Source organism: Shimia isoporae (genome assembly GCF_004346865.1).
GTDB classification, from domain to species: Bacteria; Pseudomonadota; Alphaproteobacteria; order Rhodobacterales; family Rhodobacteraceae; genus Shimia; species Shimia isoporae.
Window position 1 is genome coordinate 1,777,838 of record NZ_SMGR01000001.1, and the last position, 14,213, is coordinate 1,792,050.

The 14,213-nt window shown below is 55.8% G+C and carries 15 protein-coding genes; 7 read left to right on the top strand and 8 right to left on the bottom strand.

Features of this window, described 5'->3' with window-relative positions:
- Positions 1-3: 3 nt before the first annotated feature.
- Positions 4-918, bottom strand: a complete 915-nt coding sequence (locus BXY66_RS08720) for a TRAP transporter small permease subunit (protein ID WP_132859738.1) — start codon at positions 916-918, stop codon at positions 4-6.
- Between the two features lie 120 nt (positions 919-1,038).
- Positions 1,039-2,121, bottom strand: coding sequence for a TRAP transporter substrate-binding protein (locus BXY66_RS08725; RefSeq protein WP_132859739.1), 1,083 nt, complete (start codon positions 2,119-2,121; stop codon positions 1,039-1,041).
- 248 nt (positions 2,122-2,369) lie between these two features.
- On the opposite strand from BXY66_RS08725, the gene BXY66_RS08730 reads away from it, so the two are divergent.
- Together BXY66_RS08730 and BXY66_RS08735 are read left to right on the top strand one after the other, a co-directional pair.
- Entirely contained in the window at positions 2,370-3,803 is a 1,434-nt protein-coding gene (locus tag BXY66_RS08730) for a cache domain-containing protein (RefSeq protein ID WP_132859740.1), read from the top strand.
- The gene (locus tag BXY66_RS08735) at positions 3,800-4,459 is read left to right on the top strand and encodes a response regulator transcription factor (RefSeq protein WP_132859741.1); all 660 of its coding nucleotides are present in this window, start codon (positions 3,800-3,802) and stop codon (positions 4,457-4,459) included. The genes BXY66_RS08730 and BXY66_RS08735 overlap by 4 nt, the downstream gene beginning before the upstream one ends.
- A 13-nt stretch (positions 4,460-4,472) precedes the next feature.
- On the opposite strand, the gene BXY66_RS08740 is transcribed toward BXY66_RS08735, so the two are convergent.
- On the bottom strand, positions 4,473-4,844 hold the full coding sequence (locus tag BXY66_RS08740; RefSeq protein WP_132859742.1) for a bleomycin resistance protein: 372 nt from the start codon (positions 4,842-4,844) through the stop codon (positions 4,473-4,475).
- A 303-nt stretch (positions 4,845-5,147) separates the two neighbouring features.
- Here BXY66_RS08740 and BXY66_RS08745 point away from each other — a divergent pair, with 303 nt between their 5' ends.
- Positions 5,148-6,902, top strand: coding sequence for an acetolactate synthase 3 large subunit (locus BXY66_RS08745; RefSeq protein ID WP_132859743.1), 1,755 nt, complete (start codon positions 5,148-5,150; stop codon positions 6,900-6,902).
- 11 nt (positions 6,903-6,913) lie between these two features.
- Positions 6,914-7,477, top strand: coding sequence for an acetolactate synthase small subunit (ilvN, locus tag BXY66_RS08750; RefSeq protein WP_132859744.1), 564 nt, complete (start codon positions 6,914-6,916; stop codon positions 7,475-7,477).
- Positions 7,478-7,546: 69 nt separating this feature from the next.
- On the opposite strand, the gene BXY66_RS08755 is transcribed toward ilvN, so the two are convergent.
- Positions 7,547-7,927: a hypothetical protein gene (locus BXY66_RS08755; protein ID WP_132859745.1), complete on the bottom strand. Its 381-nt coding sequence runs from the start codon at positions 7,925-7,927 to the stop codon at positions 7,547-7,549.
- 225 nt (positions 7,928-8,152) lie between these two features.
- Between BXY66_RS08755 and BXY66_RS08760 the strand changes: the two genes are divergently transcribed.
- The 3 genes from BXY66_RS08760 (at position 8,153) to BXY66_RS08770 (ending at position 10,436) form a co-directional block, all read left to right on the top strand.
- Positions 8,153-8,968, top strand: a complete 816-nt coding sequence (locus BXY66_RS08760) for a helix-turn-helix domain-containing protein (protein ID WP_341785795.1) — start codon at positions 8,153-8,155, stop codon at positions 8,966-8,968.
- A 95-nt stretch (positions 8,969-9,063) separates the two neighbouring features.
- Positions 9,064-10,227 (top strand): aromatic ring-hydroxylating oxygenase subunit alpha, encoded by a 1,164-nt coding sequence (locus BXY66_RS08765; protein ID WP_132859746.1) that lies wholly within the window; start codon positions 9,064-9,066, stop codon positions 10,225-10,227.
- Complete coding sequence (locus tag BXY66_RS08770; RefSeq protein ID WP_132859747.1) at positions 10,224-10,436, top strand: hypothetical protein; 213 nt, start codon at positions 10,224-10,226, stop codon at positions 10,434-10,436. Before BXY66_RS08765 ends, BXY66_RS08770 begins: the two co-directional genes overlap by 4 nt.
- Positions 10,437-10,439: 3 nt before the next feature.
- Here BXY66_RS08770 and BXY66_RS08775 read toward each other — a convergent pair whose 3' ends face one another.
- From BXY66_RS08775 to BXY66_RS20455, 4 genes are all read right to left on the bottom strand, one after another.
- Positions 10,440-11,252, bottom strand: coding sequence for a DUF2189 domain-containing protein (locus BXY66_RS08775; protein ID WP_243694329.1), 813 nt, complete (start codon positions 11,250-11,252; stop codon positions 10,440-10,442).
- A gap of 98 nt (positions 11,253-11,350) precedes the next feature.
- On the bottom strand, positions 11,351-12,760 hold the full coding sequence (locus BXY66_RS08780) for an amidase (RefSeq protein WP_132859748.1): 1,410 nt from the start codon (positions 12,758-12,760) through the stop codon (positions 11,351-11,353).
- Positions 12,761-12,849: 89 nt separating this feature from the next.
- The gene (gene prfB, locus BXY66_RS08785; RefSeq protein ID WP_132859749.1) at positions 12,850-13,974 is read right to left on the bottom strand and encodes a peptide chain release factor 2; all 1,125 of its coding nucleotides are present in this window, start codon (positions 13,972-13,974) and stop codon (positions 12,850-12,852) included.
- Between the two features lie 22 nt (positions 13,975-13,996).
- A complete protein-coding gene (locus tag BXY66_RS20455) occupies positions 13,997-14,167 on the bottom strand; it encodes a hypothetical protein (protein WP_165929132.1) in 171 nt (56 codons plus the stop codon).
- Positions 14,168-14,213: the final 46 nt, after the last annotated feature.

The following is a 14,213-nucleotide window of genomic DNA, read 5'->3' on the forward strand; positions in this document are numbered from 1 at the left end:
AGATTAGTGCGTGCCTTCATAGGCTTCTTCGCCTTCGCCCAGCGAGTCGCGGTCAAGATACTTGCCCTCGCTCTCCGGACCTTCCTTGCGCTCGAGATAGGAGCGATAGAAGAAGGCGATGGATTGCAGGAACACCATGCCTGCGAAAGCCACCAGTAGGATTTTGAAAAGGAAATAGGCGTTGAACCCGTTCGGCGAAAAGCCGATTGTTTCCACGTTCCACTTGAGGATACGCGCCTTTTTCATAAGCAGTTCGAGCTTGTCGGAAGCGGATACCTTCGGTGTCACGAGGTGACGCCATAGGAAGTACCAGCCATACATCCACGTCAGTACAGCAGCAGGCATCATGAAGACCAGCGCCCCGAACATGTCGACCGAGCGCTTGGCACGATAGCTGATGGCTGAATATACAAGGTCCACTCGAACGTGGCCGCCTTGAACGAATGTGTAGGTCGCACACAGGCTCACAATCATGGCGTTGTAGAGCTTCAGTTCTTCGGCCCACCAGCTGACGTCCTTTGTGAGCCAATCCACGCCAAAGATCAGCGAAATCTCCGCCACGGTGAAGATACGCTGCATGAAAATGATCATGATCTGCTGCAGAACCATGAGCAGGCCTGCCCAGGCAAAGAAGCGTCCAACCGTGTTGGCAAAGCCTTCCAGCACCCGGACACACCCCCACATGAAGGAGTTTCGCCACAGGCCGATCGCCGTGATGATCAGGAAGGTCGTAAAGACCACGAAAAAGAATTCTGTCGAGCCGCCATAGTAGACGAAGCGCATGAGTGCTTGCTTGTCCTCGGTGGTCTCAAGACCGCCAATCCAGCTCAGCCATTGGCCCGGGTGCGAGATCGCATACCCTGTATTGATGAAAGCCTGGCCGATGTTGGAAAAGAACCAGACGATTGCGTCCAGCATTGTCCCCACATCCCCTTATTGAGTTTTTGCGGAACCGCGTCGTTCGTGCACTGGTTCCCTTTAGGAATATGGCCCCCCGAAATCTCCGGAGGGCCACATTATTCTTTTCAGCGCAAGGCCTTAGCCCATTACGCGGTCACGCTGGGCACGGTAGGTCCCTTCGGACTTAACCAGCCAGCCGGAAGACGCGCGCATGCTTTCTTCAACGGACGCACGGATCTTGGCGAACAGTTCGTCGTCCATGTAGCCGTCCATGGTTTCTTTCGCGGCTGCGCCCATTGCGTCCCAAACGCTGTCCGGGAATTCCAGAGTTTTCACGCCACCGGCCTGCAGACGCTGCAGAGCTGCACCGTTGTTGTTCAGGAACTGCGCGAGGTTCCACTGGTGGGTGGCTGCAGCTGCGGTTTCGATGATCTTCTGGTGTGCAGGAGACAGGCTGTCGAACACTTCGCGGTTGGTCGCGAGGGTCAGTGCAGCGCCCGGCTCGTGGAAACCAGCGGTGTAGTAGAACTTGGTGATTTCCTGGAAACCAGCCTTTTCGTCTGCCCACGGACCGATCCACTCGGTACCGTCGATCGCGCCGGACGCCAGCGCCTGATACACTTCGGAACCAGGAAGGTTCTGAACGGACGCGCCCATTTTGCCCAGTGCTTGACCGCCGAGGCCAGGCATACGGAACTTCAGACCTTGGAAGTCTTCCGGACCATTGATTTCTTTGGAGAACCAGCCACCAGCCTGTGCACCTGTGTTACCTGCAATGAACGATTTCAAGCCGAAAATTTCGCCCAGCTCGTCGTGCAGGCCCATGCCTTCACCATGGTAGTACCAGTTCACCAGTTCCTGCGCGGTCATGCCGAAAGGAACAGCAGTGAAGTAGGCATAGCCTGGGTGCTGGCTCACAAAGTAGTAGTCAGCGGCGTGATACATATCGGCCTGACCTGCGGTCACGGCGTCAAACACTTCGAACGCACCAACCAGCTCGCCGGCTGCTTTGATGTCCACGGTCAGCTGACCGTCAGACATTGCGTTGATGGTGTCTGCAGCGTGCTGTGCCGCGTCAAACACACCTGCCAGACCACGACCCCAAGAGGTCACCATGGTCAGAGTGCGCTTGCCCTGTGCGTATGCCGGAGCTGCCAGAGTGGTAGCTGCTGCGGCGGAACCACCAAGTGCAGTTGTTTTAAGAAAAGAACGACGATCCATAAAAGTATTCCTCCCAGAATTGTTCAGCCCGGGGCTCTCCCTCCAGAGAGTCCGGGCGGATCGTTTCAGTGCCCAAACCCTAACTTCCGACCCGACGTCATGGAATACCCACTACCGCGTAGAAACCCGTCACCTGGGTAGAAAATCAGACCAATTTGCTCCGTAGAACTGCGTAGTTAGCGCTCACAATTTCGGGTTTTAGCGATTCGAGCCTTTGATTCGTCTAAAATCTTACGTAACGAATCGCTATGCGCCGTTTTCTTCCGCATCTGGGCCTGTCTTATGGGCAAAAGCTGTTTTTGCTGGCCACCGTCCCGCTTTTGCTTGCGGTGGCGGCCATCTCCGTGCTGGTGGCCAATCAGTCCCGCCAATTGGCGGATCGGGAAATTCGCGCCCTTGAGGAACAATTGATCGAAGCCAAGAAGGCCGAGCTCAAAAACTATATCTCAATCGCGCGAACCGCTTTCGTGAATATCTACGGGCGTGCGGCACCTGATGACGAAGAAGCAAAACTCGCAGTCACTCAGATTCTGTCGTCGATGCTCTATGGGCAAGATGGCTACTTCTTTGTTTTCGACTATGACGGCAACAACCTGGTTAGCCCACGGCAGACCTATTTGATCGGAAAAAACTGGCGCGGTTTGCACGATCTAAACGGTGTGGCAATCACCGACCCCTTAATCGAAATCGCCCGCGAAGGCGGTGGTTATCACAGTTTCGACTGGACCAAGCCCAGCACCCGAGAAACCGCGCGAATGGTGACTTACGTGGTCGGCCTTCAGGATTGGAAATGGGCGGTCGGAACGGGAATATTTATCGATGATGTCCTCGAAACCGTCGCCACCGCGCGCGCCGATGTGGAAGAACGTGTCCAGCGCACATCGTTCTACATACTTGTAATCACAGTCGCTGCGCTCACCCTCGTGTTTTTGTCCGGCTTTGTCATCACGGTCCGCGAGCGCCGCCTCGCCGATGCCAAGCTCAAAGCACTTACCCAACGTGTATTTGACGCGCAGGAAGAAGAACGCGGACGCGTTGCCCGAGAACTACACGATGGTATCTCGCAGCTTTTGGTAGGTGTGCGTTATGCGTTAGACAGCGCGCGCCGCCGCCTGAAAACAGGTGATGCCAGAGGACTCGACAGCCTAGACAAGGGGATCGACCACCTTTCCGGAGCCATTCAAGAAGTACGCCGTATTTCTCGTGATCTGCGTCCGGGCGTGCTCGATGATCTTGGCCTCGGCCCTGCCCTGAAAGCGCTGACTGACGATTTTGGCGAACGCACGGGTATTGAAACTGAATTCAACACCGTCGTGTTCCGCAACCGCCTCGATCAGGAAAGTAAGATCGCGCTTTATCGCATTGCACAGGAGGCGCTCACCAACATCGAGCGTCACGCAAAGGCGACGCGGGTCACCATCGACGTGCGCGGCCACAAAAAGGGCGCGACCATGCGGATTGCAGACAATGGACAGGGTCTGCCACAAGATACACAAGACAGCCGTCGAAGCACTGGTGGTCTTGGTTTGCGCAACATGCAGGAACGGGTAGAACAGCTCGACGGCACGCTGCGGATATTCTCCTCTCGTAGTGGCACAGTGATCGTGGCAGAAGTCCCGCTGAGCCATATACTGAAGCCCGAGTCGGACGGCTCAGACAAATCAAGAAAGGCCAGCGCATGACACTCGATGCCCAAGCCTCCCCCATTCGGGTCGCTATCGTTGACGACCACCCCATGGTTGCCGAAGGCATCCAATCCATATTGGAAAGTTACGACGACATCTCTGTGGTCGGCACACTCACAAATGGTCGCGAAGCCGTGGACCGGCTACCGGTTCTGCGCCCGGACGTTGTGCTTATGGATTTGAATATGCCGGAAATCGGCGGCCTGACGGCGACCGAAATGCTTCTGGAACTGGATCCTGATCTGCGTGTTCTCATCCTGTCCATGCACGACAGCCCCGAATATATCTCGACAGCCCTTAGCCACGGCGCAATGGGATATGTCCTCAAGGACGTTCAAACCGAAGAGATCAAAACCGCGATCGATGAAGTTATGCAGGGCAACCGATATCTCTGTACCGGCGCCAAAGGTTCGCTCGAACCGACCGACGGTGGAGAGCGCGAACCGCTGACAAGTCGCGAGCAAACCGTGCTTCTCCAGCTTGCACAGGGCAAATCCAACAAAGAAGTGGCTATTGAACTGGATATCTCCGTGCGGACTGTGGAAACCCACCGCAAGAACATCAAGCGAAAGCTGGGCATCAGCAGCACCGCCGGCCTCACCCGTTACGCGATGGAACACGGCGTTCTGCAAGGTACTGGCGTTGGTCTTTGAGACCACCGAAGGATCAAGCCAGCGACTGACCAAAAAACACCAGAGTGCAATCCTCGTCCGCGACGTGAAATTCCCGCTGGCCATAGTCCTGATTAAATGGAGCACGCACCCGCTCCCTGGGCAACTTGTCTAACTGGGCTTTCATTTCCGCATAAAGCGCGTCGAGGTCTGCTACATCGATGTAAAAGCTGCCTTCACGTTCTGGATGACCGAGATCTACCTCTGGAAAAACTTCAACCAACCGTACAGCAACGCAATCCCGCCGCAGGAACGCGTAGTTGTCGGCTTGGAAACCGACTTCGAACCCTAAAACATCCCGATAGAACCCGATCTGGCGCTCCAAATTGCTGCAGGGCACGAATGGCGTGATCTGTTGAAGCTGCATTTCACCCTCAATATTTCGTCAAATTTCACAAACAACCCCACGTCGCGCAACTTTCGCAAAGAAAATGTGCGCAAAACCATGCTTTTGCATCGGTTTCGCTGTTGACGCCGCGATGCAGCGCCCATAAGGTCCGGTCCGAACCCATTAAAGGACCTCGACGATGCACAGGCTAGTCGTAATTGTAGGAAAATGGCGCATGGGCCGGTAACGGACACCATTACGGTACCCCATGCGCCCTCGCCCAACAGCGGGGGCTTTTTTGTGGAACGTGAAATAGACGACGTCGATAAGCGGAGAACTCGGATGACACGTCAAATGACCGGAGCGAAAATGGTGGTTCAAGCCCTGAAGGATCAGGGTGTGGACACAGTCTTTGGCTACCCCGGAGGCGCCGTCCTTCCAATTTATGACGAGATCTTTCAGCAGAACGACATTCGCCATATTCTGGTGCGCCACGAACAAGGCGCCGTTCACGCTGCAGAAGGCTATGCTCGATCAACTGGCAAGGTAGGTGTGGCACTTGTTACCTCGGGCCCAGGTGCGACAAACGCTGTCACCGGCCTGACGGACGCGCTGCTGGACTCGATTCCGATCGTTGTCCTGACAGGTCAGGTCCCAACCTTTATGATCGGTTCGGACGCCTTTCAGGAGGCTGACACCGTAGGCATCACTCGCCCGTGCACCAAACACAACTGGCTCGCCAAGGATACCGATACACTTGCGGAAACACTGCATCAGGCGTTTCACGTGGCCCGCTCAGGTCGCCCCGGCCCGGTGCTGATCGACATCCCGAAGGATGTACAGTTCGCCAACGGCAATTACACAGCTCCAGAGAAGTCGGACACCACAATCTATCAGCCGCAAACCAAGGGCGACATCGAAGCCATCAACGAATTGGTCGAGGCCATCGCTGTGGCCGAACGCCCGGTTTTCTACACAGGCGGCGGTGTTATCAGTTCCGGTCCGCAGGCGTCCAAACTGCTGCGTGAGTTGGTTGAGGCAACCAACATCCCGATCACGTCTACCTTGATGGGACTGGGCGCCTACCCCGCATCTGGCCCCAACTGGCTGGGCATGCTGGGTATGCACGGCCTGTATGAGGCCAACATGGCGATGCATGACTGTGATCTGATGATCAACATTGGTGCCCGTTTTGACGACCGGATCACCGGTCTGATCTCTGCCTTCTCGCCCGGGTCTAAGAAGGCGCACATCGATATTGATCCGTCTTCGATCAACAAAGTGATCAAAGCCGATATTCCGATCGTTGGCGACGTGACCTCTGTGCTGACCGATCTCTTGAAAGTCTTTAAGGCGCAAGGCAAACGCACCAACAAGGACGCCATCGCCAAGTGGCACGATCAAATCAACGACTGGCGCAAAGTCGAATGCCTCAAATATGTACAGGAAGGCAAAACGATCAAACCGCAATATGCGCTGGCTCGCCTTGAGGCGTTGACCAAAGACATGGATCGCTATGTCACCACCGAAGTCGGCCAACACCAGATGTGGGCCGCACAATACCTCGGCTTTGAAGATCCCAACCGTTGGATGACCTCCGGTGGTCTCGGCACTATGGGTTACGGTTTTCCTGCGTCTATCGGTGTGCAGATGGCACATCCCGATAGCCTCGTGATCAACGTTGCGGGCGAAGCCAGTTGGTTGATGAACATGCAGGAAATGGGCACCGCAGTGCAATTCCGCCTGCCGGTGAAACAGTTCATTCTTAACAACGAGCGCCTCGGCATGGTGCGTCAGTGGCAGGAACTGCTGCATGGCGAACGCTACAGCCACAGCTGGTCCGAAGCCCTGCCCGACTTCGTGAAACTCGCCGAGGCCTTTGGCGCCAAAGGCATACTTTGCTCGGACCCTGACGATCTGGACGACGCGATCATGGAAATGATCAATCATGATGGCCCGGTGATCTTCGACTGTCTGGTCGAGAAACACGAGAACTGCTTCCCGATGATCCCGTCAGGCAAACCGCACAACGAAATGCTTTTGGGCGAGGCCAACACGCAGGGCGTCATCCAGTCCGGCGGCGCGGTATTGGTGTAAGGAGAGAAAGAATGTCTGCTCTAAAAATCAAAAAAGGCTCCACGAGCCACTCCGCCTACAACCTGCGCCCGACTTTCTCGGACGAGCCGGAAACCCACACGTTGGCCGTGCTGGTGGACAACGAACCTGGTGTCTTGGCCCGCGTGATCGGGTTGTTTTCCGGCCGCGGCTACAACATCGAAAGCCTGACGGTGGCCGAAGTTGATCACACTGGCCACCTCTCGCGGATCACCGTCGTAACCACCGGCACGCCGCAGGTCATTGAACAGATCAAGGCCCAACTTGGCCGGATCGTACCAGTTCATGCTGTGCACGACCTCACCGTCGAAGGCGCATCTGTAGAGCGTGAACTTGCGCTCTTCAAAGTGGCCGGTACCGGGGACAAACGCGTTGAGGCTTTGCGCCTTGCCGATATCTTCCGCGCGAATGCAGTTGATAGCACATTGGAGAGCTTTGTGTTTGAACTTACGGGCGCTCCAGAGAAAATCGACGCCTTCGCGGATCTTATGCGCCCCCTTGGACTGATTGAAGTAGCCCGTACCGGCGTTGCTGCGCTGTCGCGCGGCGCAGAGTAGTTACAAATCAGACAATTTATGTTGTCAGAGGTCGCTTCGGCGGCCTCATTTTTTGGTCACCCAAGGACGCTATTCAACGACCGCCAACTTGTCCGATCTGGGTCGAAAATTCAGCACGTTGCTGTGCTGATGCGTGGCCCCGCGGATTGGTTTTCGTTGTTTCGGTGATTTCGCTGTCTGATGCCGGTCTCCGTTCTGCACACCCGATGCCCGCACGATCGCGGGCAGACCGTAGCCGACTCCGCGCTGCACTGTCGTGGGATTTCTCGCGTATCTCAGAGTCCGTTCTTCACTGACGTCAAAGCGCACCAGATCGCCTTCTCCAAGTGTGTTGGAATCGCAGCCTTGCAAGGCTTCATTTCCGTTGAAATAGGCCAGTTTTCCGTGATCTTCGCACCAAATCACCGCCCTGTTTCGCTTCTTGTCATGCCACAAAACGACACCAAGCATTTGATCTGTCTCTCCTTTTCCCCCGTATCCCAAGTGTCACAAATGTATTTCGTGTCGAACATGGTTAATTGGATCAGGAAACCAACGAAATTGTGTCGATTACCCTTGGCTTCGGCGCGAAATTGCGTCACGATGACGCCAGTTAGCGTCAATGCAAGACCTATTTTGGATCAAGCAAAACCCAAGCGGGAAATATTAAAGTGAATTACTCGGAGGAGGTGAATTTTGGCTGAGGCGCTCTGGACCCACGGCAATGGCAAATCTCCAGCCGAATTGCGCCAGATGTTCGGTCACAATTTGCGCACGCTTGCCCGTGAATACCCTTCGGTTTCTAAACTGTGCCGAGACCTTGGCATTAACCGCACCCAGTTCAATCGCTACTTGGCCGGCGAGAGCTTTCCGCGCCCCGATGTGCTTTATCGGATCTGCGAGTTTTTCGGCACAGATGCTCGCATCCTTCTGGAACCCATCGACAACATCGAGCCTGACAACGGCATTCTCAATCATCCTTATTTGGCTGACTACGTGGGATCTGGTGCCACAGACATTCCGCAGGATGTATTTCCGGACGGATTTTACCACTTCTCTCGTCGCAGTTTCATCGAAAGCGAGCTCATCATCACTGGGCTTGTCTATGTATTCCGGAAAGACAATCACTGCTTCATCCGCGCCTATGAAGCCAAAAAGGCAATGGAGGAGCAGGGCTTACCTACAGATGCGGAGACCCGTGAGTTTCGCGGCGTTGTCCTGCCACAGGAAGACGGCGTTGCAGCCGTTTTGAGTCACCGCCGTACAATGGCGACGTCCTTCAACTATCTCAGCCGCGTGGCCAGCTTCCAAAACCACTACTGGATTGGATACGCCACGCGCACGGTGCGCGAAACAGTCACCGGACGACGCGCGGCGCGCCTGGTTTACGAACATCTGGGACGGGACATCTCTACAGCTTTGAAGGTCGCCCGCACTGTCGGGTTCCGGCGTCCCGAAGACCTACCTCCCTACCACCGAAAGCTGTTGCAACTGGGCCGTCCCTTTGCGTGACGGCATGCCGCTCTGCGTCACTGCAAGTCGCTCTTGGACAAGTGAAGCGCCCCTGCCCGCGCCTAGGCTTTTGAAAGCCACTGCGGAGAATCGCCATGACCAGCACCCCGACCGACCTCGACGCCGTCCGCCGTCCTGTTGAAAAGGCCAAAGGCCTGCCAAACCCGCACTACACGGACGCAGCCGTCTTTGCCGAGGAAACACAGGCAGCGCTTCTATCGACTTGGGCTGGTCTCGCCGTCGCAGCGGATGTTCCGGAAGCCGGCGACGCAAAGCCAATCTCGTTTCTGGGAATGCCGCTTTTGCTTCTCCGGGATCGTGAAGGCATCGTGCGCGTGTTCAACAACACTTGTCGTCACCGAGGCATGATCCTCGTCGAAGAGCCACGAAAGATCGAAGGCGCAATTCGCTGCCCCTATCATTCTTGGTGCTACGCAACTGATGGTCGTCTGGTCACAACCCCTCACGTTGGCGGTCCAGGTCAAAACAAGCACGACGCCATGAAGCGTGAGGATCTTGGCCTGATTGAGGTCCGAACCCACATCTGGCGCGACGTTGTTTTCGTCAATATCTCTGGCGATGCGCCCGCTTTTGAGGATGTGCACGAAGACCTTCTTGATCGCTGGAAAGAATTCGATCAGCCACATCACCACGGTGGGCCGGACAGCCGATTTGAGTTGCGCGTCAAAACCAATTGGAAACTTGCCGTCGAAAATTACTGCGAAAGCTATCACCTGCCGTGGGTCCATCCTGGCCTGAACAGCTATTCTCGTCTCGAAGACCACTACAATATCAATGAATTGGGACGCTATTCGGGACAAGGCACCAACGTTTACAGGCAACTCACAGGCGAAAATGGCGCTACCTTCCCTGACTTTGCAGGGCTGTCCGACTTCTGGAACGAAGGTGCCGAATATATTGCCGTCTATCCCAACGTGTTGCTCGGCGCGCAACGCGACCATGCCTTCGCAATTGTGCTTGAACCCGTTGATACGGAAAACACGGTGGAACACATCCACCTTTATTACGCGACCGAAGAAACCGACGCAGAACTGCGCGCCAGAAACACTGCGCAATGGAAAGAAGTTTTCGAGGAAGACGTATTTGTTGTCGAAGGCATGCAGCGTGGGCGACATGCGCCGGGCTTTGACGGTGGACGTTTTTCACCCGCAATGGATGGACCAACCCACTGTTTCCACGATTGGGTTGCTCAGCGGTTGCAAATGCACCGCGCGTCAAATTCCAACGCCGCCGAATGAGCGACACATTGGACGCGCGCCTGCTCGCTGCACATGCGGCAGGCGACAAATTCGCTTTGGTGTCGCTCTATGCCGAGGCGGCCGAAAGCGCGGCTGACGACAAGACGAGAGGTTTCTATCTCACCCACGCCTATGTTTTCGCTTTGGAAACCGGCGACCAACGTGCAGCCAAGCTGCACGAAATACTCAAAGGTATGGGGCGAGACTAACCCCTATCCTTGAGCGCCTGCAGCCTTCAACTGCGCATACAAATGCCAACTTGCGTGGCCCAGAATCGGCAGTGAAACAAAAAGACCCAAAAAGCCTGGCATCATCGAAAGGAAGGTCACAACAGCCAGCAATGCGCCCCAAGCGAACATGACCTTGAAATTGTCTTGCACGAATTTGAAGCTCGAAATCATCGCGGTGACAAAATCCACCTCGCGATCCAACAACAGTGGCAAGCTTACAACGGTAATCATGTAAAGCAGCAGCGCAAAACCCGCTCCGACCACAGTCCCCATTGCCAGCATCTGCAATCCGTTGATCGTAAAATAGATATCGAGCGAGCTCGACACGTTCGTCATTGTAGAGAGTCCCAAAAAAAGCGCGAAAATCATGTGTGCCAAGAAAAACCAGAACAAGAACACGATGATAATAACCGCACAGATTGACGGTAGCTGCCGTTTGCTTTGTCGTATCACCACGCCGGTGATATCTCCCCATGTCATTGGACTTTTGTTTTCCAGTCGGCGGCTAACCTCATAAAGACCAACGGCGGCAAATGGACCGATCAAAGGAAAACCAATCGCCGCAAAGGTCAGCCAGTAACTCTGCCCACTGACCCACGTCAGCCACAACATGGCCCAGCCTCCGATCACGTAAAACAGAGAGAAGGCGATTCCATAAAGTGGCTTTTTGACGAAATCCCGCGCTCCGCGACGCAGCGCTTCCTTCAACATCGGAAATTCGGCCGCACCCAGAGGCGGAACTCCCATTTCCGGCGAAATGCCGGTGTCCGTTGGTGCTGCCGCCTCCTGCGTCATGCGCGCTTCTCCCTTTCGTCTCCTCTCAAAGGATCAAAGCCGCTTTCGCACACCCAATCAAGCTATTGATAAACCGGTATTTCCCGAGGCGCTCACAACTATGGTCGTTTCTCCGGCCAGTTCGTTGCCTTGTGATAGGCCTGAGCAATCTCCAGAACCGTCCTGTCAGCGCCTTTAGCGCCGATGATCTGCATCCCCATCGGCAGGCCCTGCGCGCTAAATCCTACGGGCACACTGACGACCGGCAGCCCCAAAAGGCTGGCAGGCACCATCACTTGCATCCAGCGGTGGTAGGTATCCATTGCCGCCCCTGAGATTTCCTTTGGCCAATCCCACTCCGCGGGAAACGGCCAACACTGAGCCACGGGCAGCACCACCGCATCAACAGTGTCAAACATTCTCGCCGCGGCCGCGAACCAATCGGAACGAACTTTGGTGGCCCGATGCAGGTCCATCGCAGGCATATCCATGCCACGTTTGACTTCCCACTGAGCCTCAGGCTTAAGCCGGTCTCGCTTGGTGTCGTCCGCATAGAGTGGCGCCAATTCGCCAGCCAACGCAAAAGACCGCAAATCCGCCCAACTCTGGAACATGTCTTCGGCTTCGAACGGCGGGGCCAGATCGCACAGTTCAGCGCCCAGGCCATCAAGGACTTCGAACCCTCTCCTGCAGAGCTCCAGCACTCCGCCTTCCATGGGCATCGCCCCACCCCAGTCACCTAACCAGCCGATCCGTCGACCTGAAGCAGCCCCTTCCTCCGGCAATTCCCAATCCTGAGCGGGCATGTTGAAAGGCACTTGTCCCTCGGGTTGCGCAATAACGTCTAACATCACAGCCATATCGCGCGGGCTGCGCGCCATCGGGCCGATTGTGCTCAACTGCTGCCAAAAACTTTCGCTGCCCGGCTCCCGCGGCACCACGCCCCAGCTTGGCCGGAACCCATACACATTGTTCCACGCCGCTGGATTGCGCAGGCTGCCCATCATGTCGCTGCCATCCGCCAGCGCCACCATGCCCGTGGCCAGCGCAACCGCAGCGCCACCGGAACTGCCGCCAGCCGTGCGGCTATGGTCATACGGATTGCGCGTCACCCCATGCACAGGGTTGTAGCTGTGGCTGCCCAGCCCGAACTCCGGCACATTGGTTTTGCCAATAAAAATAGCGCCTTCCTCGCGCATCAGCGCCACAAACCGGCTGTCTTGGGCGGAGATATTGTCGGCAAACAAAGATGAGCCTTGCGTATTGCGCGTGCCCTTAACGTCCGCCAACGCCTTGATCGCAATTGGCAGCCCATGCAGCTTGCCGCGCTCATTCTCAGGCACCGCGTCCGCCGCCCGCGCCTCCGCCAGCAATTCCTCATCTGCCCGCAAATCGACAATCGCATTCACTGCCGGATTACGCTCAGCAATCCGCGCCAATGTCGCTTGCATCACGGTTTCCGCACTCAGGCGCCCGCCCCGCAGCGCCGCAATCAAGTCGACTGCATCCCAATCAAGAAATTCGCTCATGTCCGTCTCCCCAGAATAGAAGAAACGCTACATCAGAGCGGCAGGAACACAAGGCCCGGAATACAACGAGCGCAATTTGCGCGGTCGCGTTATTCCTCGCTCTGCGCGTCCGCCCGGCTCTTTCCAGCCACGTTCATCGCCAGTGTCGCCGCCATGAACCCGTCAAGGTCGCCGTCCAGTACGCCTTTGGTATCCGCGGTTTCATAGTTCGTACGAAGGTCTTTGACCATCTGATATGGCTGCATCACATACGAACGGATTTGCGCGCCCCAACCAGCATCACCTTTAGCTTCGTGCAGAGCATTCACCTCAGCGCTACGGCGATCAAGTTCGAGTTGGTAAAGCCGCGATTTCAGCGCTTTCATCGCGATATCACGGTTCTGGTGCTGCGATTTTTCCGAGCTGGTAACAACGATACCCGTCGGGTGGTGCGTGATCCGCACCGCCGAGTCGGTGGTGTTCACGTGCTGCCCACCTGCACCGGACGACCGATAGGTATCGATCCGAATATCGGCTGGGTTCACTTCCACCTCGATGTTGTCGTCAATCACAGGATAAGCGCCAACGGCTGCAAATGATGTCTCCCGTGTGCCTTTGCCAAAGGGGGAAATCCGCACCAAACGGTGCGTACCACTTTCTGACTTCAACCAACCGTAAGCATTGTGGCCCTTGATCTGATAGGTCGCAGATTTGATTCCAGCTTCCGTACCTGCCTGCTCTTCCTGCAACTCAACAGAAAAACCGCGGCTTTCAGCCCATCGCACATACATACGCGCCAGCATGCTGGCCCAGTCGCAAGCTTCTGTTCCGCCTGCGCCGGATTTGATTTCAAGAAAGGCGTCATTCCCATCTGTTTCGCCGTTCAGAAGCGCTTCAAGCTCCTTCTTCGCCGCCTTTTCTTTGAGCGCGGCCAAGGCTGTCTCGGCTTCTTCCACGACCTCTTCGTCTTCTTCCATCTCGCCCAGTTCAATGAGTTCGACATTGTCACGCATCTCGGTTTCGATGGCTTTGACGGTATCCAGTGCATCAACAAGCATCTGGCGCTCGCGCATCAGCTTTTGAGCCGCTGCCGGATCATTCCACAGGTCAGGGTCCTCCACCCGCGCGTTGAACTCTTCCAAACGGAAAGCTGCAGTTTCAAATCCCATCCGCTGACGCAACAGCTCCAGGGATTTTTCGATATCTGCAACAAGGTTCTGTGCTTCAGCGCGCATGGTCAATCCTGCTTCTTACGGTTCAGACATGGGTGATAAACCAGCAGGCAGGAGGGGGCAAGTTGGACCAACCCATTTCCTTGCCGACGCTTTCATTCCTTAGAAACACCGCTTCCGCTTCGCGATCCTCATTTACAGGCATCGCGCGAACGATGCCTGCTCGTGTGTTAAGGTTCACAATAGTCCGGGCCACAGCCTCTCCTGCGCTCGATGAAGCAGTCCGGTGGCTATACGGTCTT